The sequence below is a fragment of the Desulfonatronovibrio hydrogenovorans DSM 9292 genome (assembly GCF_000686525.1).
GTDB lineage: Bacteria > Desulfobacterota > Desulfovibrionia > Desulfovibrionales > Desulfonatronovibrionaceae > Desulfonatronovibrio > Desulfonatronovibrio hydrogenovorans.
Genome location: NZ_JMKT01000015.1, coordinates 17,322 through 39,524, shown reverse-complemented (window position 1 = coordinate 39,524; position 22,203 = coordinate 17,322). Strand labels below are relative to the sequence as shown.

23 protein-coding genes and 1 pseudogene are annotated in these 22,203 nt (G+C 47.1%); 5 read left to right on the top strand and 19 right to left on the bottom strand.

Translation table 11 applies throughout. The features are described 5' to 3' along the window. Positions 1–2: 2 nt before the first annotated feature. The 5 genes from P771_RS0112155 to P771_RS0112135 all read right to left on the bottom strand — a co-directional run bounded on the left by P771_RS0112155 (position 3) and on the right by P771_RS0112135 (position 5,828). On the bottom strand, positions 3–647 hold the full coding sequence (locus P771_RS0112155) for a phosphatidylserine decarboxylase family protein (RefSeq protein WP_028575356.1): 645 nt from the start codon (positions 645–647) through the stop codon (positions 3–5). A 227-nt stretch (positions 648–874) separates the two neighbouring features. Next, positions 875–2,131 carry a CgeB family protein gene (locus P771_RS0112150; RefSeq protein ID WP_035244499.1) on the bottom strand — a complete coding sequence of 419 codons (1,257 nt, stop codon included), beginning with the start codon at positions 2,129–2,131 and terminating at the stop codon, positions 875–877. Between the two features lie 29 nt (positions 2,132–2,160). Further along, the gene (locus P771_RS0112145) at positions 2,161–3,873 is read right to left on the bottom strand and encodes an L-lactate permease (RefSeq protein WP_028575354.1); all 1,713 of its coding nucleotides are present in this window, start codon (positions 3,871–3,873) and stop codon (positions 2,161–2,163) included. Positions 3,874–3,925: 52 nt separating this feature from the next. Next, complete coding sequence (locus P771_RS0112140) at positions 3,926–4,366, bottom strand: MOSC domain-containing protein (RefSeq protein WP_028575353.1); 441 nt, start codon at positions 4,364–4,366, stop codon at positions 3,926–3,928. 64 nt (positions 4,367–4,430) lie between these two features. Beyond that, positions 4,431–5,828: a heterodisulfide reductase-related iron-sulfur binding cluster gene (locus P771_RS0112135; RefSeq protein WP_028575352.1), complete on the bottom strand. Its 1,398-nt coding sequence runs from the start codon at positions 5,826–5,828 to the stop codon at positions 4,431–4,433. 188 nt (positions 5,829–6,016) lie between these two features. On the opposite strand from P771_RS0112135, the gene P771_RS0112130 reads away from it, so the two are divergent. Beyond that, the gene (locus P771_RS0112130) at positions 6,017–6,850 is read left to right on the top strand and encodes a flagellin N-terminal helical domain-containing protein (RefSeq protein WP_028575351.1); all 834 of its coding nucleotides are present in this window, start codon (positions 6,017–6,019) and stop codon (positions 6,848–6,850) included. 225 nt (positions 6,851–7,075) lie between these two features. Here P771_RS0112130 and P771_RS18395 read toward each other — a convergent pair whose 3' ends face one another. The 10 genes and pseudogenes from P771_RS18395 to hcp all read right to left on the bottom strand — a co-directional run bounded on the left by P771_RS18395 (position 7,076) and on the right by hcp (position 14,661). Then, positions 7,076–7,705, bottom strand: coding sequence for a hypothetical protein (locus tag P771_RS18395; protein WP_051617306.1), 630 nt, complete (start codon positions 7,703–7,705; stop codon positions 7,076–7,078). 68 nt (positions 7,706–7,773) lie between these two features. After that, complete coding sequence (locus P771_RS0112120) at positions 7,774–7,968, bottom strand: ferredoxin (protein WP_028575350.1); 195 nt, start codon at positions 7,966–7,968, stop codon at positions 7,774–7,776. Positions 7,969–8,097: 129 nt separating this feature from the next. Next, positions 8,098–8,295: a hypothetical protein gene (locus P771_RS0112115; protein WP_028575349.1), complete on the bottom strand. Its 198-nt coding sequence runs from the start codon at positions 8,293–8,295 to the stop codon at positions 8,098–8,100. A 67-nt stretch (positions 8,296–8,362) separates the two neighbouring features. Beyond that, positions 8,363–9,601: a sensor histidine kinase gene (locus P771_RS17465; RefSeq protein WP_051617305.1), complete on the bottom strand. Its 1,239-nt coding sequence runs from the start codon at positions 9,599–9,601 to the stop codon at positions 8,363–8,365. A gap of 21 nt (positions 9,602–9,622) precedes the next feature. Continuing rightward, positions 9,623–9,877 carry a hypothetical protein gene (locus tag P771_RS0112105; RefSeq protein ID WP_150112191.1) on the bottom strand — a complete coding sequence of 85 codons (255 nt, stop codon included), beginning with the start codon at positions 9,875–9,877 and terminating at the stop codon, positions 9,623–9,625. Positions 9,878–10,033: 156 nt separating this feature from the next. Further along, positions 10,034–11,569, bottom strand: a complete 1,536-nt coding sequence (locus P771_RS0112100) for an ammonia-forming cytochrome c nitrite reductase subunit c552 (protein ID WP_028575347.1) — start codon at positions 11,567–11,569, stop codon at positions 10,034–10,036. Next, complete coding sequence (locus P771_RS0112095; protein WP_028575346.1) at positions 11,562–12,023, bottom strand: cytochrome c3 family protein; 462 nt, start codon at positions 12,021–12,023, stop codon at positions 11,562–11,564. Before P771_RS0112095 ends, P771_RS0112100 begins: the two co-directional genes overlap by 8 nt. A gap of 108 nt (positions 12,024–12,131) precedes the next feature. Continuing rightward, a complete protein-coding gene (locus P771_RS0112090) occupies positions 12,132–12,719 on the bottom strand; it encodes a hypothetical protein (protein WP_244147327.1) in 588 nt (195 codons plus the stop codon). 114 nt (positions 12,720–12,833) lie between these two features. Then, a pseudogene (locus P771_RS19240) lies at positions 12,834–12,950 on the bottom strand (transposase); the annotation flags it as partial. Positions 12,951–13,035: 85 nt separating this feature from the next. After that, positions 13,036–14,661, bottom strand: coding sequence for a hydroxylamine reductase (gene hcp / locus P771_RS0112085; RefSeq protein WP_028575344.1), 1,626 nt, complete (start codon positions 14,659–14,661; stop codon positions 13,036–13,038). A gap of 102 nt (positions 14,662–14,763) precedes the next feature. Here hcp and P771_RS0112080 point away from each other — a divergent pair, with 102 nt between their 5' ends. Continuing rightward, positions 14,764–15,438, top strand: a complete 675-nt coding sequence (locus P771_RS0112080; RefSeq protein WP_028575343.1) for a Crp/Fnr family transcriptional regulator — start codon at positions 14,764–14,766, stop codon at positions 15,436–15,438. A 318-nt stretch (positions 15,439–15,756) separates the two neighbouring features. Further along, positions 15,757–16,401 carry a pyrimidine 5'-nucleotidase gene (locus tag P771_RS0112070; protein ID WP_035244497.1) on the top strand — a complete coding sequence of 215 codons (645 nt, stop codon included), beginning with the start codon at positions 15,757–15,759 and terminating at the stop codon, positions 16,399–16,401. Between the two features lie 63 nt (positions 16,402–16,464). On the opposite strand, the gene P771_RS0112065 is transcribed toward P771_RS0112070, so the two are convergent. Beyond that, entirely contained in the window at positions 16,465–16,941 is a 477-nt protein-coding gene (locus P771_RS0112065; protein ID WP_028575340.1) for a chemotaxis protein CheW, read from the bottom strand. 288 nt (positions 16,942–17,229) lie between these two features. Between P771_RS0112065 and P771_RS0112060 the strand changes: the two genes are divergently transcribed. Then, positions 17,230–17,463 (top strand): hypothetical protein, encoded by a 234-nt coding sequence (locus tag P771_RS0112060; RefSeq protein ID WP_028575339.1) that lies wholly within the window; start codon positions 17,230–17,232, stop codon positions 17,461–17,463. An 87-nt stretch (positions 17,464–17,550) separates the two neighbouring features. Here the strand turns inward: P771_RS0112060 and rbp are convergent, their stop codons facing one another. Together rbp and P771_RS17460 are read right to left on the bottom strand one after the other, a co-directional pair. Beyond that, a complete protein-coding gene (gene rbp / locus P771_RS0112055; protein WP_028575338.1) occupies positions 17,551–17,805 on the bottom strand; it encodes an RNA-binding regulator in 255 nt (84 codons plus the stop codon). Positions 17,806–18,000: 195 nt separating this feature from the next. After that, positions 18,001–20,496, bottom strand: a complete 2,496-nt coding sequence (locus P771_RS17460; RefSeq protein WP_051617304.1) for a heavy metal translocating P-type ATPase — start codon at positions 20,494–20,496, stop codon at positions 18,001–18,003. 118 nt (positions 20,497–20,614) lie between these two features. On the opposite strand from P771_RS17460, the gene pyrR reads away from it, so the two are divergent. Further along, on the top strand, positions 20,615–21,157 hold the full coding sequence (gene pyrR / locus P771_RS0112045) for a bifunctional pyr operon transcriptional regulator/uracil phosphoribosyltransferase PyrR (RefSeq protein ID WP_028575337.1): 543 nt from the start codon (positions 20,615–20,617) through the stop codon (positions 21,155–21,157). An 11-nt stretch (positions 21,158–21,168) separates the two neighbouring features. Here the strand turns inward: pyrR and P771_RS0112040 are convergent, their stop codons facing one another. Beyond that, entirely contained in the window at positions 21,169–22,188 is a 1,020-nt protein-coding gene (locus P771_RS0112040; protein WP_028575336.1) for an alpha-hydroxy-acid oxidizing protein, read from the bottom strand. Positions 22,189–22,203 lie beyond the last annotated feature (15 nt).

The window sequence follows — 22,203 nt, the reverse complement described above, 5'->3', positions numbered from 1 at the left end:
AATCAACTTATTTTCTTGGCAATGATTGTTTGCCCGGCAATGGTCTTGTCACCGATATCTACTGCAATTTCATATTCACTTGGGAGGAAAAGGTCAACCCTGGAGCCGAACTTGATAAGCCCGTAACGCTCCCCACGGGCAAGCTGGTCACCTTTTTCAGCCAGACAGACAATCCTTCTGGCCACCAGCCCGGCTATCTGGACCATGGTCCATTTTCCTTTTTTTTCATCACTTAATAGCCAGGCGCATCTCTCATTGTCCCTGGACGCCTTGTCCAGAGAAGCATTAAAGAACTTGCCCGGAAAATACTTTATGGCTTCAATTTTTCCAGCCACTGGCATTCTGTTTACATGAACATTGAAAACATTCATGAAAATGCATATGGCCTGCCTTTCTTCTCCGGTTATGGGGTCAGTCATCAATCCGGCCTTGACCACTTTGCCATCGGCCGGTGCTACTGCAACATCGGGTTCATCCGGGACAACCCGTTCCGGATCCCTGAAAAAATTGAGAATAAACCCGACACTCACCAGACCGAGCAGAGCCAGGAATCCCCAGCCTAAAAGAGCAAATACCAGGGTGGCCAGAATAGCCAGGATAATGGCGTTCATTCCTTCTAAACGAATCTGGGTGCTGGGCTTTATCATAAACAATATCCTTATTTATTAGATAGTTAAACATAGAAAAGTCTGGAAGGGTCATTCAAAAAAATGAATCCTAGGCACTTGTCCTGGTCCAGTCAACAAGACCCGGGAGCCAGCTCTCATTAACAGTTCCCGGAAAGCACGGTAAAGGCCGGGAAAAATCTGAAGTCGTTCCACTAAAAACCAAATTGTCCCAGTTAACTGAGAACAGTTCCTTCAATATCTGGTTGTCAGCTTTTATACTGTTTCTGCCATTCGTCCAGAAAGAGTATTGATGTCTCCAGGGGGCTGAGCCTGCCTTTTTCCTGCCTGATATAGTGGACCACATCCTCGAACCGGGCATTGGGCGAAAGGCCCAGCCTGGCCAGCATGGATTCCAGGTCCTGTCTAAGCTCAGGCGAAAGCTCATCCAATACAGGATTTGCAGCAGACTCTTTTTTAAGACCAAGCTTTTCAACTGCATAATCAACCAGAGTTTTCATCCGATGCTCATAGGTGTGCTCACTTTGCACCCTTTTTCTGGCTTTTGCAGCCATCAACGCCCGGTCTTCAGGCCGGGCCAAATAATAATCAATCTTTTCTCTGAGGTCGGCCATGTCTGAGAAAAAGGCCAGTTCATCATCTCTGAAAAGCTCGTCCATTAGACCTCTTCTGTCTACCAGCTGAAATGCAGCACAAGATGCCAGCTCAAAGGTCCTGGGATTTACAAAGTCTCCCTGGCCGACCAGTTGATTCTGATCCATGGTTGAATGCAGGTTCAGGTTGATTTTGGATGCATTGAATATTTTTACGCATTCTTCAGAACTGATCCTTCTGCCACCCATCTGAACAAAAGGAGCCAGAATTGAATCCCCGTCCCATTCCGTACCCCAAATCTTAAAATCATAGCTGGTCAGTTCCTTGAACGCCTTGCGCCGGTTGGGGTATCCAGCTCCCATAAAGGAAAGATCGCTTCCCCACTTTTTTTGTTCAACCAGACCAAGCTCCAGAGGTTTATGATAAAGAGGATCTGCTGCCATGGGAAGGTAGAGATGGTTGTCAACACCAGCGGCTTTAAGCTCTGAAAAAAAAGGCTCCCTTTGAATGACTGCAAATACATCATAATAAGGGGCAAAGGCCCGCCAATATCCGAATATCCTGAAATCCTCCACAAACCACATGGCTGTCCTGACTTTGTCCGCTCTTAGTCTTTTCAAGGCCTGGCGGCTTAATGGAGCCTGGGCTAAAGCCAGCACCAGGTCAGGCTGAAAAAAGTCAACTTTAGCCAGGATGGCACTGGAAACCACCTGTAAAAAGCTGTTTTCAAGATATTCCAGACTGGAAGAGCTGACTCTTATGCCTTTTAGAGCAGTAAAAGCGCAATGGAAGTCAGGGGCTTCAAAGACCTCCACCAGATGACCCTGTCGTTTCAGGGCCTCGGCACAAAACCTGCCCACCGGAAGAGACCCCCCGTACATGGGTAAAACAACCAGTATTTTTAACTTCATGATAATAAGCCTTAATAGTTGACCGGATCCTAGAAAATGTCCGGCAAAAACACAAAACACATCAGCATAGCCACAAGACCCACTGACGCCCCGTAAAGTAAAAACGGCCAGAAAGTCCGACTAAGGATCATGCCTTCTTTTCCGGCCAAACCCACAACAGCGCAGACAGCTACAATATTGTGGATGCATATCATGTTTCCCAGGGCTCCGCCAGCCACCTGGGCAGCAATAATTATCTGGACAGACAGGCCAAGCTGTTCAGCCATTCCCCATTGAAATTCCGCAAACAAAAGATTTGAAACCGTATTGGATCCGGTGATAAAGCTCCCCAGTCCTCCAACAAAACCCGCGAAAAAAGGCCAGCTCTGACCGACCAGTCCGGCAATGCTCTCGGCTACAGCCAGCGGCATTGACGGGTATTGGTGGGGATTCAACAGTAAATCATCTGCACCTGATCCTCGAAAAATGCTCACCAGGCCCACTGCAAAAAAAAGGGCAATGGCCGGACTCTTGACCCGCCTGAATGTATCTAACCAAGCTGATTTTACCTGCCCAAGGCTCATGGAATGCATAAAAACGGTCAAAAGAGCCACCAGCATGAAAGGGATCGTACCGGGCAAGTAAAGTATGGATATTGATTCCTCCACTGATTCGTATCCGAGGATACTGGAGATGGTCAGGGTCTTTGATAAGAGCCAGGCTTTGAGGCCCAGTTCATCAATTCTGGTCAGGACCAGGATCAGACCGATCAGAATGTATGGCATCCAGGCCCGCACCTGGGACATGCGGGCTGTGAACCTGGTCTCTTCTATTGCCGCAACACTTCCTGTCCATTCAGGGTCCCATGCCCTGGAACCTTTAAAAGTGAACACTTGGTCTGGCATGGCCAGACCCTTTTTAGCTCCCCAGACAACCAGGCCCAGCCCAATCAGCCCGCCGATTAATGAAGGAAACTCGGGCCCTGCCACCCATGCCAGAAAAAGATACGGCAACGAAAAGGCAGTGGATGAAAACAAACAGAACTTCCAGGCCTGGAATCCATCCCTCCAGGAGCGGTTCGGCCCAAAAAGTCTGGTAATGAATCCCAGCATGAAGATGGGCAGGATAAAGATCATGGGCAGATGCATGATGGTCACCCATTGGCCGATGACCACTCCAAAAGACTCATAATCAGAAAACAATAAACCTGTAGCTCCTGTCCCAAGGGCAGCATCAACAAGATCCCGCAGATAACTAAGACCCATGGTTATTGGAACCCCCACAGCGCCGAATGAAACTGGGAATGTATTCAGGCAAAGGCAGATTACTGCAGCAGCCAGAGGGGGGAAACCAAGAGCCAGTAGAAGCGGCGCAGCCAGGGCTGCCGGAGTTCCAAAACCGGCTGCTCCCTCGATAAAGGCTGCAAACAAAAACCCTATTATCAGGGCCTGAACCCGCATGTCTGGTGATATGCTCTGCATGCCGCTCTGAATGGTCTCCATTGCACCGGATTCACGCAGAGTCATGAGAATCAGAATGGCCCCGAACACGATTATCAGGATCCCCAGGGCGGTTATCCCTCCCTGGATGGTGAGGGCCAGCAGATAACCCACAGGCATGTCCCATACGAACCATCCGGCCAGAACCGCAGCAGCCCATGACAAAGGCATGGCGGTTGTCGCAGGAAGACGCAGCCCGACCATCATTACCAGGGCGACTAGTATGGGGATAGAAGCAATCAAGGCCAGCAGTGGCAGGGTCAAGACGTCTCCTGTAGGAAAAAAGTTGGACCTGACAAGGTGTTTGACGAAAAAATTAGCTTCCCTGTTCCACCACTATTTCATCACCAGTTTTAACCTGTCCCCCGGTCAAGACCCTGATAAATATACCTTCTCTGGGCATGACACAGTCCCCGGCCTGATGATAAATGGCGCAACGGGTGTGGCATTCCTTGCCGATCTGGGTCACTTCTCCCACTGCTTCAGGTCCTATCCTGAGCCTGGTTCCCAGGGCAAGGGTATAAAGCTCAATACCCTCTGTAGTCAGATTTTCTGCAAAATCACCAGGCCCCACATCCAGACCGGCAAGGCGCATCTTGTCTATGCTCTCCATGGCCAGCAGGCTGACCTGTCTATGCCAGTCTCCGGCATGGGCGTCACCATCCAGCCCATGTTCCCTGATCAGCCTGCCCTCTCTGATATCCTTTTTTCTCTGACCTTTTTTAGGGCTGGTACAGACCGCCACAATCTTGGGCATTGCAACTCCTTGAGCTATTTGATTACCTGTTATTATCTAAAAACCAGGTTGGCTATGACCTGGATTAAAGTCTTTTATACGCCTCAGCCATGATCTCCAGAGGATGAGCCTGGACAAAGGGCAAGACCTGATCAAACTGCAGCCTGCAGCTCAAACAATCCGTAACCAGAATATCCGGCTCAATTTCCAGAATTTTTAAGAAAAGCGGATTGCCCATGAGAAGAGATTTGGCGTGAAAACTCTTTTTAAATCCCATTATTCCTGCCATACCACAACAAAGATAGGCCCCATCAGCCACCTGGACCTCAAGTTCTGGAATCATCTTGAGTAATTCAACATACGGCTGTCCAATATTCTGCTCCCTGACATGGCAGGGAGGAAAATAGGCAATCCTTTTGGGGACAGGGGAAAACCCTGTATCCAGGCGGCCCGATCTGTAAAGCATGCCCAGATATTCTCCCATGTCCATTACATTCTCACCAATCCAGATCCGCTTAAGAGCGGGTAATGGTGAAAACACTCCGTCGTCTTTGAGAATACCTGCATACATGGATCTGTGCAATCTCCTGTATTTCCTCTGACTCGGCCAGGATTGGCAGTTGTCCGTTTCCGGAACCATCAAAAACTGACTGTCTGCCCCGGCCATCTCCTGGTATTCTTTGGAATAATAGGCTTTTTCCTTAAGAATTTTTTTAAACATGTATCCACAGGTTGGACATGAGGTTACCAGGTCATACCCCTTTTCCAAAGCCTGACCAAGGTGTTCAAGATTAAACTGCATAAGCTTCAGGGCAAATGAAAAATCACCTTCCAAAAGGACCGGCATGGAACAGCACTTCTGAGAAAGATAAAACACATCAATTCGGTTTTTCTGCAGCACCCTGACTGCAGCCCTGCCCACCCCGGGGAAAAAATATCTGGCTGTACATCCGGCAAAAAAAGCTACTGATCTTTGCTTTTTTTGACCTTCTTTTTCCACACACAGTCCTTGTTCACTGGCCCAAGCCGGAAAGTCACAGCCAGGTATTTCAGGGAGCTTCCGCTCAGGATGAATTCCAGTCATTTTTTTTAAAATGCCGGAACCTGTTTTTGCTTTGGCCAAATATTTTCCCATGCCTGGGAATCTGGTTAAATATCCGGCCAGCCTTTCAACATCCTGGACTAATTTGACACTGACAGATACTCCCTCCCTGGCAATGAAATTACTTTTGGCCGAAAGAATTCTTGAGCGTATGTCCGGGCATGGGCACAGGCCACAAAAATTACAAAGATCTACCAAAGATCGCAGGTCCCTGGAACTGATCAGTCCTTTTCCTTGTCTTTCCCTGTCAAAAAGGCAGTACAGCTCACCAAAAAAAGGACACACCCCATCCAGCATTTCTCGGCACTGTTCACAATCAGTACACTGATCAACCACTGACCTGATCAGGTCTTCAGGAGTAAAACCAGTATTTCTGACCACAACTTTTCCTATGAGCTGGACTTAAAGGTATATTCAAAAAATCATCCAAAATGGAGTCACTTTTTTTCAACCAGTTGAATTTTAATTCCAATCAATGACGGTTGCAAGGATGAAAGGCTAAAGTTTAACCCATCAATGCCGATATCTTAAAAAGGATTCTTATACCCGAAATGCCTGTGGAGAACACCATGTCCCTAATGGATCTTGAAAGATACCTTTTGTACAGTACTTCTGTTCAGCTCTGGCAACAGGACATGCTTATCAACGCCTATTTCCACGGCTCCTCCATCGGCAAAAACCTTCGCGAAATGATGATTGGTCGTCCTCCGGTCAAGCCCCTGACCAATCCCTTTGATGAAGCCATTACTGGAAAACTCAGGGCTGACAGTGCAGCCATTCGCCAGCACTCAAAAAATGTTCAGGAGGCAGCACAGGTAATGGGAGTTGCAGCTGAAGGGGTCGGCTTGATCAAAGACACTCTGGCCCAGATGGATTTACTGGCCACAAAGGTCAAGAACGATGAGTTGGACTGGGAGGATGCCGAACAAGACTACAACGCATTAAAGGACAAGATCCAGAATATTGTTCAAAATACCAAATTCAACGATCTGGCTTTACTGGACGGCAGCCAATGGGGGAAGTCAAGTGCAGCCAAAGAAGGCATAAGCAAGGAAGGCATGCTCTACATTCACTCCTTAACAGAAGGAGGGTTCAATCTGTCTTTCAGGGATCTGAGTGAAAAGTGGGATGATCTGCAGGGATCAGCCCTGGAGGATGAAGCCGACCTTGACGGCCAGATTTCTCTTCTGGAAGGCCTGCATGGGCTGACAGGAACTCTTGAGGACATTTATACCAGCCGGAAGTCCAGCCTGGAATACCAGGCCAATGCCCTTGAATCACAGGCAGATATCATGGATCAGGCTGTAGAGGCCAGAAGACAGACTCCAACTCTTTCTCTGGAAGAAATTCTGCTGAGAATACTGCACAAAATGACCGGAAATTTAATCGATGAGACTGGCTAAGTCTGGTTAGTTGACATCCTCAACTCACTGAGGGGGGGGTACAGAGATGATAACGGGCAATGGCTTACTCTTATGTTAAGCTGCGCAGACAGCTAGAAAGGTGTCATGAACCGCTCAAAGGGGGTAGCTGTCGAACTCCGGGCCTGGACCAGCAGACCAAAACATCCATGCCGAAATTAGGAGCATCTCCTGATCTACTTAAAGCCTTTCCAGGCAAAAAGATTCTTAGACATCATGCCAGGAAAATTCTTGAATTGAAAAATTTTCAATTAAAGAGCTGAGCCGTATTCCCTGATCAACAGACATTTTGTGTAGTTCCAGTATCTTCTGTAAAACATCCTCTGCCTGTCTTCGGGTGCAGATCATTCCCAGATCTCTGGCCAACCTGGGATGCCTGCCCAGCTTCCCGCCAACCAGCAACCTGTATCCATTCATTATCTCTACCAGCGATCCTTCCGGGCAGGCAAGACAGCACTCCCCACAATCAAGGCATTTTCCCCTGTCAATTACTGCAGTCTTGCCTATAACCTGGACCGCGCCTTCCCTGCACACCGCAGCACATATCCCGCAACCGGAACATCCTGCTCCAATATCTGGTCTAAGAACCCCTACAACGCCCAAATCAGCGATCTGGGGTCTTGAGCAGCCATTGGGGCATCCAGACAAACTGATCTTCATTTTTTTATGGGGCCTTACAAGTTGCTCGTTCCTGTTTTCATCAAGCTTCTGTCTGGATAACTCTTCAATAACCCTGTCATAACGATCCGGTAAATCCTTATGGGGAGCTACGCAGTTTGGACATCCTTTGCCTGAAAATCCCCTACAAGCCTCAAGCACATACCATTTATTGTTCATTTTTTCTTGTCAAAGTGTTTTTATTTTGAGTTCAAAAACAAGGCGGCTGTAAAAAGCCGCCTTGTTGATCATTCAGACCAGTGAATGCATTCCACCGGGCAAGTGTCTATGGCTTCCTGAATCTCTTCCTCAGGACCACCTTCTTCTTTTATCACCCTTGCCTTTTCGGTTTCCTCGTCAAAAGCGAATACCTCCGGACATAACTCCACGCAAGCTTCACAGCCTATACACTCGTCCTGGTCCAGCACAACAGTTCTGGCCATTTTGCAAACTCCTTTTATTAAAAAGTTCAAAAACCAAGACAACCGCCTTTCAAGACAAGTTTAAGATTTCACCTTTATGGCTGGAAAAAATTGATCCAAGTCAAGAAGTCACAAAAAAAGCATCGGCTTTTACAAATCTTCAGCAGTAACCTTCAAATACAAGTCTTCTATCATCAACGTGAAAAGCTTTGGGAGTGCGTAAACATCTGAATGTTTACAGCACTCATAGACCATCATTGCCAGCTCCCTATCTATTTTTACCAGCTCTTTCAGCTCTAATATATCCTGATCAGAGCCTCTCTCAAGGACTGAATGAATTGCTGGCATTGTCCATTTGCCATCAAAATTAATATGCCGATGTTCCAGGTTAAAGCCCTTTTTATGCCCTTATAAGTTAGGTTCTGATCTTCTTTTCTGGCAAATTTCGCTCTTCAAGACCCAAATCCAGAGGAAGTTCAGCATAAAAAACTGTTCCATGCTCATGGTCTGAAACAAACCACACCCTTCCTTTAAGATATTCTTCAGTTAAAAGCTTGATGCTGTGAGTACCAAGCCCTCTTCCTTCTCCCTTGGTTGAAAAGAAGCGTTTAAATAGCTGAAGCTGGACATCTTCAGGAATAACCTGGGAATTTCTTACCCAGAAGACAACGCTATTGTCTTTGTTTTCTGTTCCAAGCTCCACCATATCCCCTGGTGCTGAAGCCTCCAGAGCGTTTTTGAGCATGTTACCCACCACTCTGGAAAGTATAACTAGATCAGTTGTAAGCAATTTCCCTTTCGTGTCCTTAGGGATAAGAATGCTTCTGTTCTGACCTACAGAATGAGATGAATAGGTTTGCTGGACGCTTTTGAGCACATCCAGAGTATTCATCTCTTCAGGATTAACTGCCAGTTCATGGGCTTCAGCTTCATTAAGAGATCTCTGGGCCTGAATTTCCTCAATGACCATCTTGGTCTGGTTCAATGCCAGACCAAGCATCTCCTGATCTTCTGATCTGGCATTGTCCATTGCAATTTCCAGAGCCCCCATCACCCCGCCTACTCCATTCAGGATATCGTGAAAAAAAATTCTTTCCAGGACCTGCTTTCGTTTTCTCTGGCTGATATCTGTCAGGTGAAAAAAAATAAACTTTTGTCCGTCATGAGCAAAGGGAGCAGATTTCACAGCAAAATCCATTGCTTCAGTATAACCAGAATGTCCCCTCATAATCCGGCACTCACCTTGGGTGGTGCTTCCCTCCAGGCTGCCAAGCAAAGCCTGAAATGCTCCGCAGTAGTTGCAGAACTGGGTTGTACCGCATCCATCTTCACTTTGAAGAGCATGGATGCATCCCATCAGCTCACCTGGTCTTTGACCAAGAATGACCTGATAATCAGAAACATTTAGATGACCCAGAAGAGGCTGGTTGGCCAGTACCGCCTGCCTTTTGTCATTGAGGATCAATATGAAGTGAGGCACTGTATCAATGATGAACCTCAGCAGCGGGATTTTTCCAATAGCTTTGTGTTGATCCAGAACAGCTCCGGCTGGATCCCGCTCTTTAGCCAAAGCCAGGACCTCTGGTTCATTAATTTTGAAAGGATCTTTGTAATCCAAATCATTGGCAGATGAAACCTGAAATAGTGAAACCATCAAAAACTCCTACCCGTCTTGTTATATCTTGTCTTTTTTTAAGTATGCCCCTCTGGCAAGGAGCCAGTAAACACTCCAGACCATTATTACCAAGGCCGTTCCCATTATGGCCAGTAACCGAAAATACGGCAGCTGAGCCTGAAGCCTGAAAACAAGAATATCCCAGGCAGCGTCAAGCCAGATGAATATTCCCACAGCCATGGCTCCTGCACAGAATATTACAACTTGAACACTTCTGGAAAAGATCAGGACCATCAGAAAAAGCCAAAATCCCATCTGAAGATGATTTTCAGCTCGCAGGGAATGAGCACCTAAAATCAGACATGACAATATAGGAAACAATCTGAACATATTGGGTGTCCCAAAAAATAAAGTCCCGGCCCTAGAAGACGGGCCGGGACTTTGAAGCTCAAAAAAACCTGCTGACCTGTGCTATCTGACTCTTTGGTTGAGATCCCAGATCAGGTCGGCCTCCTCAAACTTTGGCAGATACTGCAGCCATGTATGGGAGTCAAGGTGTTCTTGGCTCATCTGCAGTTTTCGGCTATGTTCCTTGATGGGCGGAACGATTTCGTAAATATCACCTTCCAGATCCGGGGCTATAGCATAGTTGGTGGCCTGCATGGCATAATTGACCGCCTGCTGGCTGTACTGCTGCGATTTGGCCAAGATCTCAAGGGCCTTGGCTGGGTTATGAAAACCGGCACTGTTCTCAGCCGAGACCCAGTCCCAGAACATCTGACCCTTGCGAATCCTTTCCCTGGCCTGAATCATGAGCTGATTAAAGTCAGCATGCCTGCTTCCCTGGTATTCAGAAGCCAGCCTGACTGCCTCATGAGCCTTTACCGATATTTCCTGGGCTACTAAAAGCTGTTCCCAAGTCCTTTCCTGACTGTAGATAACCCTTTCCTTGAGATAGTCCGGCTGTTTGTCTGAATGGCACTGCAGGCATGACTGTTCAATGTGCTTCAAGGGAGATGTCCAGCGATGGGAGGATATCTTTTTCTTTCCATCCAGCCGGACATAAGGCATGTGACAATCAGCGCATGAAACTCCTGCAGCTCCATGAACACCGTCATGCCACATTTCAAACTCAGGATGCTGGATTTTGATCATGGGAGTATCTGAAACCGGATGGGTCCAGTCAATGAACCAGCCTTCAAAGCCTTCTCTGGTAGTGGAGCCAAAACCCTTATAGTATTCATACTGTTCTTCAGGATTAAGGCCCAGAGTCCAGGGAAAAATCGGCTTTGCTGGAGCTCCGAACTTTGGGTCCTGAAAATAGTATTCGACATGACACTGGGCACAGACATAGGACCGCATTTCATTGCGGGTGGCGTTTTCCAAGTCGATTCCGATCTTTTCAAAAGCCTCTCTTAAAGGAACACTGGTAATCCTTAAGTCCATGGTTTCTGGATCATGACAGACATTACAGCCTATGGTGTGATCCTCAAGGTCATGTTCTTCCCTGAACTGGTGGAATTCCATGGCCCAGAAATCATCACCGTATTCCTGAACATACCCGGGAACCTTGTTACTCTTGCAGTTCCAGCAGGTAGAAGGCAGACCTGCCTGCTCGCTGTATCTGTTGAGTCTGTCGATATCAAGAAGATCGTGAACGGCATAAGTGTGTCCTCTGGCCCGGTTGTACTCGAAGCTGAAGGGATATCCGGTCCACAGATTTTTCAGATATGGCTGACAGTATTTATATGCTTGGGGGAGGTCTCCACACAGATGCTTTTCATGAGGTACAGACCCTCCGTATTCAGTCATCTGGCTGTCATCGTTGTTTTGGAGGTAAGTCTGATAATGGATGGGGAAAAATTCCTCAAAGGCACTGTTTCTGTCTTCTGTCGCATCCAGGGTGGTTTCATAAGAAGGAGTCTTTGGTTCAGGGATCTCAGTACATCCCGTAGCCAGTCCAAAGATGAACAACATCATAACAAGGGGCAATACTTTATTATTCATCAGCCACCCTCCTTTGGGCTATGGGCAGTTTGTTCATGTGGGGAACCTGCCTGTGACAATCCGTACAAAATGGTTTTACCGTTTCCACGTTCAAGGTGGTCATGGCATGACACCTGGTGCAATTGTCATTAACCACCTCTTTAGTCTTTTCCGATGCATGAATCACATCATAGACCTGACCCAGGGTGTTCTTGTACATGTCCTTCATACCAGCATAGGTCTTGAAGGTCATCTTGGGAATAAACGGATCAGGAGTATGACAGTCATTACAGTCAAGCTTGGCATGGACCGACTGCTGATGCGTTCGCACCGCCTCATACATGACGTGGCAACTGCCGCAGAACTCAGCCTGATCCGTGGCCTTCATGGTGAAACCGGCCCCGGCAGTCAGAACTATGCCCACCAGCAAAATTGCCAGAACAGCTGATTTGGACACTGCAGCCCTTTCCTTCATGAACCCACCTCCTTTTAATAAACCAGGCCTCACGGCCTCAAAACAATTCCTACCTTAGGAGTTTGAATTCATATATGGCAAAACCCAAGAATGTAATCAAACAATTTTTCAATACGTTGTTTTTGGCACAAAAGAACAAAGACAGGATAATATTTCCCTGGAAAGAGCAATTCCGCGGAAATTGAATCTGAGTTCAAATTCCTTGAGATACAGGGCAAAACTTTCAGGTGATATGCGGTGGTAATTGTCCATGAGCCTGAAGCACATTTCCCAGAACGAAGACTTATTCTCAAGGGTTTTTTTAAATTTATTACACTGGTTTTGCTGGGCTTTTTTTCTCAGGTAAGAACAGCAGGAAAAAAGAAGATAATCTTTAGAGGATGGTTCCGGACAAACAAACATTGATCTGAAGAACTGCTTTTCAAGGGGCATGAACATGACTTCTTTGACGCTAAGATTGGAGACGATCCTAACCTCAGCTCCTGACCCTTTAAATCTCAATCTGAAGACAGGAGCATGGTCCCCCATGCAGTGTACCGGTTCACCATCATAGCCTTGAGGTCTGCAAAATCTCTTCATCTCGGTTTGGCCATCCATAAGATCCAGAAAAGCTGCATCTCTGGTCATGATGCTTAGTCGGATGATCTTCAAAGCCTTGTGAGACTGATTATAAGTCAGACCGAGTTGCCTGGACACTTCCGCAGCTGATGCCCCGGCTTCAAAAAGACTTGTCAGCTGAAACCATTGTCGGTTGCTTATAGAACAATGATTGATCCAGCGACCGGTGAAATCTTGAAATGTATACCTGCAGCTAGAGCATCTGTATCTGCCGTCTTTCAGATTGTATACTTTTCTGGCTCGGCATCTGGGACAGAATACCTGACCGTCCATCCAGCAAAAATCAGTTAAAGACAAATCTTTTCGCATAAATACAGGATATCCCAAACCCAAAAGCCCCGTCAAGGACAGGGCTTTTGGAATGCGGTACAGAAGCTTGGTGCTGCTCTCACTTTTAACCTAGAATGGCCTTAAGATCCTCATCAGGAGTTGATATGGGTTTAATGTTGTAGTTTTCAACCAGATAATTGAGCACATTTTCACTCAGGAAAGCCGGAAGCGAAGGCCCAAGTCTGATGTCCTTGATCCCCAGAGCCAAAAGGGCCAGCAAAATAGCCACTGCCTTTTGTTCGTACCAGGACAGAACCAGAGACAAGGGCAAATCATTCACACCGACCTCAAAGGCTTCAGACAGGGCCAGGGCAATCTTTACTGCTGAGTAGGCATCATTACACTGACCAACATCCAGAAGCCTTGGAATCCCTCCTATATCGCCAAGCTTCTTATCAAAAAACCTGAACTTGCCGCAGGCCAGGGTCAAAACGATGCAGTCCTCAGGCACTTTTTCCACGAACTCGGTATAATAATTACGGCCGGGCTTGGCCCCATCACAGCCGGCCACCAAAAAGAAGTGTTTGATATTTCCTGCCTTGACCCCATCTATGACCTTGTCTGCCACGGAGAGAACCGCATTGTGTCCAAAACCGACCATTACATCGCCCTTATCCTCATCCTGGGTGAAGCCTTCCATGGCCAGGGCCTTATCAATGACCGGAGTAAAGTCCTTGTCCTTGATATGAGTGACTCCAGGCCAACCAACCAAGCCTGTGGTGAAGATATTATCCATATATGCTTCCTGAGGCTTTTGGATGCAGTTGGTGGTCATAAGAATGGCCCCTGGAAACCTGGGAAACTCTTTCAACTGATTTTGCCAGGCGGTTCCATAATGTCCGTAAAAGTGAGGATATTTTTTCAGCTCTGGATAACCGTGGCAGGGCAACATTTCTCCATGGGTATAAATATTTATCCCCTTGCCTTCTGTCTGTTTCAAGAGCATGTCCAGATCCTTCAGGTCATGTCCTGATATCAATATGGCCTTCCCTTTCCTTGCTCCCAGGGGGACGCTGGTGGGTACAGGGTGACCATAGGTTCCGGTATTACCCTCATCAAGCAGTTCCATGGTCCGGACATTGATCCTGCCGCACTCAAGAACCAGCTCAATCCACTGCTCCAGGGAAAGGTCATCTCTCAGGGTTGATGCCAGCCCTCTCTGAATGAACTCGTAAACAGCGTCATCTTCTTTGCCCAGGATAGCTGCATGATCAGCATAAGCTGAAACTCCTTTCAGGCCGAGGATAAGCGTCTGTTTCAGGGAGTGAATATCCTGGTTGGGATCCTTTTCTTCCTGAATACCGTGTTTTTCACCCTGGGCAACCATCTCGTCCAGGGTAGCTCCTGGCTCAAATTTAGCTGCTTCAGAATTGGGGACATTGCCTCCGGCCTGGCTGACCTTAATCTTTAACTCCTCTCTTTTCTTGACAGTATCATTAACCAGATCTGCAATACGCTGAGGATCAAAGTTAACATTGGTCAGAGTGGAGAACATGGCTTCAGCCATAAATCTGCCCACAGCCGGATCGTTGACTTTTTTTTCCCGACCGGCCGTGGCCACCTGGGCCAGACCCTTCAGAGAAAAGATCAGAAGATCCTGCAAAGCTGCAGTATCGGGTTGTTTACCGCACACGCCAATCTTTGTGCATCCCTGTCCTTTGGCCGTCTGCTCACACTGATAACAAAACATTTTGCTCCTCCTTGATTACAAGATTGTTTTACCTGTTCACGTTGGTTGCAAAAATAGTAGGTTAAGGATAAAAAACATTGACCTAAGTCAAAAAGAAAAAACATGGACAAAAAACTAGAAATTTTTCCAACTTTTTCCTCGTTGTCCCAGGAACACATCCTGGCCCTGGAAAGCATAGCCCAAATCAAAAAAGTCGAAGCCGGCCAGACCATTTTTTTAGAAAATGATCCAGGGATAGGTTTTTACGGAATAACAAAAGGTAAAATAAAAATCTACAAGTTGTCTCCTTTTGGCAAAGAACACATTCTGCACATTTTTGGCCCTGGGGAGATATTTGCGGAAGTAGCTGTTTTTGCCGGGAAAAATTTTCCAGCCAATGCTCTGGCTCTGGAAGAGAGTACCTTGTTATTTTTTCCAAGGGATAAATTCAGGGGCCTGCTGGCTGACAATCCTGATCTCAGCCTGGCCCTGCTCGGGCTCATGTCCATGAGGCTCAGGCAAATGGTCGGCAAGGTGGAAGAACTGAGTTTAAAGGAAGTCCCTGCCAGGCTGGCCACTCACCTTCTTCTGCTAAGGGAAAATACCGGTCAGAATAAGTTCAGCCTGGATATCAACAAAACCCAGCTGGCTGCACTTCTTGGGACAATTCCTGAAACCCTGTCCCGGGTAATCAGAAAGATGAAGGACGAAAGTCTGATTAAAACCAGCGGAAACATGGTGGTCCTGCTGGACATCCAAAGCTTAAAGGAATTGGCTGAGGGGGGAATCAGGATCTAAGGAGCTGCTTCAAGCAGGCTATTTGTTGTCCTTGGTCCCGGAGTAGGTAAAGGATTTGGCGATCATCTTATAAAAGGTCCCCTTGTCAATTCCAACTGCCTGACCACAAGAGCAGTAGATTTTGCCATCCTGAAACTGGTAATCGAATATTTTGGTTATTCTGCTCTTATGGCAGCGTAACACCTCTCCCGGACCAATTTTTCTATATTTCCAGAGCTTTTGCCTGCAGCCTGAGCATTTAATGGTCAACATGGCCAGCAACTCCAAAGTCTTAACCCGCAACATCTTTTCATTAAAAACTCATTAACCCATAAAGACATGCATACCTTTATCTTTGATCTGGACAACACCCTTTACTCTCAGGAGCTTAATGTTTTTCCTCTGATTGATCAAAGGATCAATCATTACATGGTATCCAGGCTGGGAATTCCAGCATCAGAGGTTGACAGTCTGCGCAGGCAATACTGGAAAGAATACGGGGTCACCCTGAACGGCCTGATGATTCATTATAGCGTTGATCCTGATGATTACCTGGAATTTGTCCACGATGTCGATTTGGCAGGCATTTTAAGGCCGGACATCCGCCTGCGTAAGGTTCTGGAAAAACTGGATGGCCGGAAGGTGATATTCACCAACGGATCTAAAAGCCATGCTGAAAATGTGCTGTCCATCCTGGGTCTTAGTAATATTTTTGAAGACATATTCGATGTCAGAGTAGCCTCGTTCAGGCCCAAGCCCTTTCCTGAACCATATCTAAGGGTCCTTCAACACCTCAATGCAAATCCGGATTGGTGCGTAATGATTGATGATCTTCCGGAAAATCTGAAAACAGCCAAGGATCTTGGCATGCAGACTATTCTGATTGGAAAGTCAAATGGGTTTGAATATGTTGATCACTGTCTGGAAAAGGCTTGTGACATTGCAAAGCTGACAAGGGATCTTCAATCGAAGAGGAAAACCTAAAAAAGGCCGGTCCAACCCTTGGCAGAGGTTGAGACCGGCCTTTATTGCTAAAAAACAAGAAAGCTACACTTGACTTAAAACACTCTTTTCTTCTCTGCTCAAAAGTCTATCCAGGTCAAGAAGAATCAAAAGCCTGTCTTCAAGTTTGCCCACGCCACTGATATATTCCGAATCAAGTCCGGCCACAACCGGTGGCGGAGGTTCAACTGTATCTGCAGGAATCCGCAGGACCTCGGAGACCGAATCCACCACAAACCCAACTATCATTTTGTTAATCTCAATAACCACGATTCGGGTATTCTTGTCGTGAGATTTGGATTCAAGGCCAAAACGTTTTCGCAGGTCAATAATTGGAATAACCTTGCCCCTGAGATTGATGACTCCTTCCACAAATTCCGGAGCTTTGGGGACTCTGGTAATTTCAAGCATCCTGATAATTTCCTGCACGGTAAGAATTTCAACCCCGAACTCTTCCCCGCCAATGCTAAAGGTAACCAACTGCAGAAGATTGGTGTCCTTTTTTTTGATTTCACTTTCCATGTCAGTTCTCCTGGTGCTAAACATAGGTCGGATGAAGCGGATGGTCTTGATTAACCGTCCATTAAACAAAAAGATAACTGCAATCTGCCATTTTTTCAAGTACGAAAAAAGTTGCTAATTATAAACAATATGATTATAGGAAGTTACTTAGCTGGTTTGGACTGGAATTAGAGTAATTCCAGTCCTTTTACACACAAAGGGGCCTTAACAGTGTTCTCTTGAGCAATGAACCAGGCTGGTGTGTAACCAACGACAACTTTGTTCAAATTCTGGAGGAACCTGCAAGTAATGGCATATTTTCTGCGTCACCCTGACAACTATCCATTGGAAGAACAGGTCAAATCACTTGAAGACGAGGAACTGCTCGACTTCTGGGAAGAAAGTCAGTTTCTTGAAGTCTACATTGAAGACGAACACAAAAAAGGAAGCAAATTTGTTAACTACGAGCAAGTAATCATTAAGGAATTGCAGATTCGAACCTGCTCCCGAAATTTTGGGATCAATGAATCCGCAGTCAAATAAGATTGCCTTTTTGATAACTGCCTAGGCCAAATAAAAAAGCCCATTTCGCAGAGCGAAATGGGCTTTTAACTTTTTTTCAAACTAAAACTAGAACCTGGCCTCTCTTTTGGGCTTGGCAACATTTACTTTAATGTTGCGTCCGCCAAAGTCAGACCCATTCAAGGTTTCAATTGCCTCATCAGCACCTGCTTCCATCTCCACAAAACCAAAGCCTCTGGAGCGGCCGGTTTCACGGTCTTCGATGATTTTGGCAGAAGTGACTTCGCCGTACTGTGAAAAAAGTTCCTTAAGCTGGGTCTCAGTTGTGTTCCATGGCAGATTGCCCACGTACAAGTTGGTCATAAGAAAAAAACTCCTGAAAATTAAAAAAAAATCACCAGTCCAGGCTGCTACATTCCAACCCGTCACATAAACTGATGATTAGCGATAATTTTGTCATTATTCCTATTTTTTTTAAAAAGCAAGATGTTTTTTGAAATAATAATAAAAAATAATCTTACTTTTTGTTTAACAATGTCTGTGTGTTGGAGTAAAGTACTAGTCAAGCTCTTGTCTTTTTTCTTGTTGAGGCTTGAAAAATCTCAACCGCAAAGCATTGGAGACCACGGAAAAGGAGCTCATGGCCATGGCTGCTCCGGCAAACATGGGACTGAGGGTGGGCCCTCCGAAAAGCTTCAATACCCCTGCAGCCACTGGAAGTCCCATTACGTTATATATGAATGCCCAGAAAAGATTCTGCTTGATGTTTCTGACTGTTGCCCTGCTAAGCTCCAAAGCAGTCAGGACCCCTTCAAGATCTCCGCGCATAAGGACCACATCTCCGGACTCAATTGCCACATCAATGCCTGTACCCATGGAAATACCCACATCAGCAACAGTCAGGGCCGGAGCATCATTTATTCCGTCGCCTACCATGGCTACCTTTAAACCCTGTTTCTGATAATTTTCAACTTCCTTAGCCTTATTTTCCGGCAAAACCTGGGCTCGGACATCATTGATCCCGGCCTGGCTGGCAATAGCTTTGGCCGTAACCTCATTGTCACCGGTAAGCATGACCACCTTGATCCCCTTGTCCTTGAGTCGCTTCACCACATAACCAGCCTCACTTCTTAATTCATCTGCTACTCCCAGGACCAGGACCGGACTTCCATTCACCGACATAAGCAAAGGGGTTTTTCCCTGGGTACTAAGCTTCTGCCTGATCCCGTCCAGATCATGTTTCTCTATTTCCCCGGGCATAATCTCCTGAAAAAGTCCAAAGCTGCCAACAAGTACCTCATCCCGGTCAAAACTGGCCCTGACTCCTTTGCCGGGAATGGACTCGAACTTGTCAGGCTCGGTAAACTCATTAATTTCCTTTTTTAATCCAGTTACAACTGCTCTAGCCAGGGGATGCTCAGACTGATCCTCGACTCCGCCCAGTAAAGAAAGAAGTTTGTTCCTGTCAGTGTCTTGATTTAGAACCATAAGATCTGTCATGGCTGGCTTGCCTCTGGTCAAGGTTCCGGTCTTGTCAAAAACAACCACCTGGACGCTCTTGGCAGCTTCAAGCACTTCACCGCCTTTAATCAGCACTCCCAGTTGAGCACCCCTGCCAGTACCCACCATGATCGCAGTGGGGGTGGCCAGGCCAAGGGCACAAGGGCAGGCAATGACCAGAACAGCAATGAAGATTCGCAGGGCAAAGGTAAATTCGGTCTGCCCCAGGAAAAGCCAAGCCAGCCCAGACACAAAGGCCAAGGTGATCACCATCGGCACAAAATAAAGGCTGACCCTATCGGCCAGTGAAGCAATGGGAGCTTTGGAACCCTGGGCATCTTCAATCATCTTGATTATCCTGGCCAAGGCGGTTTCCGAACCAACCTTTTCTGCCTTGAACCGGATATTGCCTGTGGTATTCAAAGTACCGCCAAAGACCTTGTCTCCGGCGGTCTTGGTCTTGGGAATGCTTTCTCCGGTCAGCATTGACTCATCAACTGCTGAACTACCCTTGATTACAGTACCGTCAACCGGAATCCTTTCACCCGGCCTGACAATTATCACGTGTCCGTGGCTGATGGCTTCGACATTAATCACTCTTTGTTCATCACCGTCTAGGATTGTAGCTTTGTCCGGCCGAAGTTTGATCAGCTGCCTTATGGCATCTGATGTCCTGGTCTTTGCCCTTTGCTCCAGAAATTTTCCAAGGGAGACCATGGCGATGATCACTGCAGCAGATTCATAGTAAAGGTCCATGGCCCTTTCATGGGGCATATGCCCCAGAAAAATTTCCACCAGGTTCCAGGTGCTGTAGACCAGGGCAGCTCCTGTTCCAATGGCGATAAGGGAGTCCATATTGGGAGCCATGTGGTAAAGATTTCTAAAGCCATACTGGTAGAAATGCCTGCCCGACCAGACAATGGGCAGTGTCAGTAACAGCTGGACCAGGGCAAAATTAAGTGGATTGGCGTGATGGCTGATCAAGGCCGGCAAAGGTATGCCAACCATCTCTCCCATGGAGACCACCATCAGGGGGACAGCAAAGGACATGGCCAATATGGCCTTTTGTTTCATCTCCTTTAGTCTGCCAGCCATGTCATCATCATGGACTGACCGCTCCTTACCCAGCAACTCAACTTCGTAGCCGCCCTTGGCTACCGCACTGGAAGCAACATCAAAATCAAAGTCAGGCCCTACCCTGAGCGTAGCACTTTCATCAGCCAGGTTTACGGATGCCTCCCTTATTCCCGACTGCTTCTTCAATATCCTCTCCACCCTTCCAACGCAGGCAGCGCAGGTCATCCCTCTGACCTTAAGCTTGACCGGCCTGTCCTGGTCCTCCTTGCGGACTGCTTCATAGCCTGCCTTCTGAACTGCCTGGATGATATCATCTACATCAGTTTTAGCCTCAGCCTGGACATATAGAATTTCGGTCGCCTGATTAACGGTTGCTTTCTGGACTCCCTCCAGCCAGGCAACAGCCCTTTCCACCCTGGCAGCACATGCTGAACAGGTCATTCCTTTAATCTTGAACTGGTAATTCTGGGTGGTCATAATGCGTCCCAATTAAGCATTGTTTGCAGAATTTGCGAATCTAATGAAAAGCTGGACTTGCAATCAGTGATCAGGAGATATAATTTGGGTAGTCCAGCTATATGTCAAGGAGAAAAACATGAAACAGAGAATTATTCTCAATTCCCAGGAAATCAACAAGGCCCTGGAAAGAATGACTTTTGAAATAATCGAGCAGGTCCAGGACATCAAGGAACTGGCTCTAATTGGCATACAACGAAGAGGTGTGGATCTGGCATCAAGGATTAAGACCATTATTGAGACCAGGACCGGAGAAAAAATCCGCATGGGCAAGCTGGACATCAACCTTTACCGGGACGACTGGACTAATTTGACTTCTGCCCCGGTCATCAACAGTACAGAAATAACCTTCTCCATAACAGGCCGGACATTGGTGCTAATTGATGACGTTTTGTTTACGGGCCGGACCATCAGGTGTGCCTTGGAAGCTCTCCTTGATTTCGGAAGACCAAGAAGCATCAAGCTGCTGGTGCTCATCGATCGCGGACACCGGGAGCTACCTATCCATGCTGATTTTGTTGGGAAAAAAATCAATACATCATTGTCGGAAAGAGTCGACGTCCTGACTCTGGAAAGAGATCAAAAAGACGAGGTCCTGCTTCTGGAGGGAGATCCGTCCTGAAAAAGGACTCTTCATCCGGGCCTGAGTATTTCGGGCAGGACTTTTTGGACATCAGCAGTACCGGTCAGAAGCATTGCCTGAAAAAGTTCCTGCTTCATTTGGTTTATAATCATTGAGACTCCCTCAACTTCTCCTCCGAAGGCCCCAATAATCAAAGGTCGGCCAGTCAAAACCGCATCAGCCCCCAGGGCCAGATATTTCAGGATGTCTGCACCCCAGCGAACTCCACCGTCGGCAAAGACCAGCATCTTTCCCTTCACAGCTGAAGAAATTTTTGGAAGGACATCTGCTGCCCCAGGTGTAAAATCAAGCACCCTCCCGCCATGGTTGGACACAACAATGGCTGCAACTCCGGCATCATGAGCAGTTAAGGCATCCTCCCGGCTCATCACCCCTTTGAGAATGAAAGGCAGCTCAGTACTTTCCACCAGGCTGGCGATTTCATCACCTGTTTTCGGCCCGACAGCCTGACCTTTTAAGGCCATTGTAACCAGTCCTGCCCCGTCGATATCAACACCCACAGCCAGGGCTCCAGCTTCTTCAGCCATTTTGATCCGGCTGATTATTTCTTTCTGGGATCTGGGCTTGATTATGGCTACTCCATGTCCATTGCTTTTTTTTATGGCCCTAAGCCCGCTTTCATACATCAAAGGATCAGCACCATCCCCGATGAATCCCAGGGAACCGGCTTCTAAGGCTCCTTCAATTATCCGTTCTGCAAAGTCTGCTTCGGAAAGTGAGCCGCCCATATTATAGGTAGTGCCGGTCATGGGCGCTGCCATCAATGGAATGGACAAATGCCGCCCCCAGAGTTTCAACGAAGTATCCGGCTCTTTGACTGCATGAACAGCGCTCATCTGAAACTGATGTGCTGCCAGGGATTCAATATTTGCCCTGAATGACGAACCAGATCCAATACCTCCCATGCCCGGAACTTCACCGGAACAGGCCCGACCATCACAGGCCGGACAAACCCGGCAGTAACCCTTAAGGTCAGCCCTTGCTTTTTTGCGGACTGTATCAAAGTCAATATTCACTTGCAGCCA

Excerpts from the sequence above, each read along its gene's own strand:
- P771_RS0112155 (WP_028575356.1), bottom strand. The coding sequence starts at position 647 with ATGATAAAGCCCAGCACCCAGATTCGTTTAGAAGGAATGAACGCCATT.
- P771_RS0112150 (WP_035244499.1), bottom strand. The coding sequence starts at position 2,131 with ATGAAGTTAAAAATACTGGTTGTTTTACCCATGTACGGGGGGTCTCTT.
- P771_RS0112140 (WP_028575353.1), bottom strand. The coding sequence starts at position 4,366 with ATGCCCAAGATTGTGGCGGTCTGTACCAGCCCTAAAAAAGGTCAGAGA.
- P771_RS0112130 (WP_028575351.1), top strand. The coding sequence starts at position 6,017 with ATGTCCCTAATGGATCTTGAAAGATACCTTTTGTACAGTACTTCTGTT.
- P771_RS18395 (WP_051617306.1), bottom strand. The coding sequence starts at position 7,705 with ATGAACAATAAATGGTATGTGCTTGAGGCTTGTAGGGGATTTTCAGGC.
- P771_RS0112120 (WP_028575350.1), bottom strand. The coding sequence starts at position 7,968 with ATGGCCAGAACTGTTGTGCTGGACCAGGACGAGTGTATAGGCTGTGAA.
- P771_RS0112115 (WP_028575349.1), bottom strand. The coding sequence starts at position 8,295 with ATGCCAGCAATTCATTCAGTCCTTGAGAGAGGCTCTGATCAGGATATA.
- P771_RS17465 (WP_051617305.1), bottom strand. The coding sequence starts at position 9,601 with ATGGTTTCACTATTTCAGGTTTCATCTGCCAATGATTTGGATTACAAA.
- P771_RS0112105 (WP_150112191.1), bottom strand. The coding sequence starts at position 9,877 with ATGGGATTTTGGCTTTTTCTGATGGTCCTGATCTTTTCCAGAAGTGTT.
- P771_RS0112100 (WP_028575347.1), bottom strand. The coding sequence starts at position 11,569 with ATGAATAATAAAGTATTGCCCCTTGTTATGATGTTGTTCATCTTTGGA.
- P771_RS0112095 (WP_028575346.1), bottom strand. The coding sequence starts at position 12,023 with ATGAAGGAAAGGGCTGCAGTGTCCAAATCAGCTGTTCTGGCAATTTTG.
- hcp (WP_028575344.1), bottom strand. The coding sequence starts at position 14,661 with ATGTTTTGTTATCAGTGTGAGCAGACGGCCAAAGGACAGGGATGCACA.
- P771_RS0112080 (WP_028575343.1), top strand. The coding sequence starts at position 14,764 with ATGGACAAAAAACTAGAAATTTTTCCAACTTTTTCCTCGTTGTCCCAG.
- P771_RS0112070 (WP_035244497.1), top strand. The coding sequence starts at position 15,757 with ATGCATACCTTTATCTTTGATCTGGACAACACCCTTTACTCTCAGGAG.
- P771_RS0112065 (WP_028575340.1), bottom strand. The coding sequence starts at position 16,941 with ATGGAAAGTGAAATCAAAAAAAAGGACACCAATCTTCTGCAGTTGGTT.
- P771_RS0112060 (WP_028575339.1), top strand. The coding sequence starts at position 17,230 with ATGGCATATTTTCTGCGTCACCCTGACAACTATCCATTGGAAGAACAG.
- rbp (WP_028575338.1), bottom strand. The coding sequence starts at position 17,805 with ATGACCAACTTGTACGTGGGCAATCTGCCATGGAACACAACTGAGACC.
- P771_RS17460 (WP_051617304.1), bottom strand. The coding sequence starts at position 20,496 with ATGACCACCCAGAATTACCAGTTCAAGATTAAAGGAATGACCTGTTCA.
- pyrR (WP_028575337.1), top strand. The coding sequence starts at position 20,615 with ATGAAACAGAGAATTATTCTCAATTCCCAGGAAATCAACAAGGCCCTG.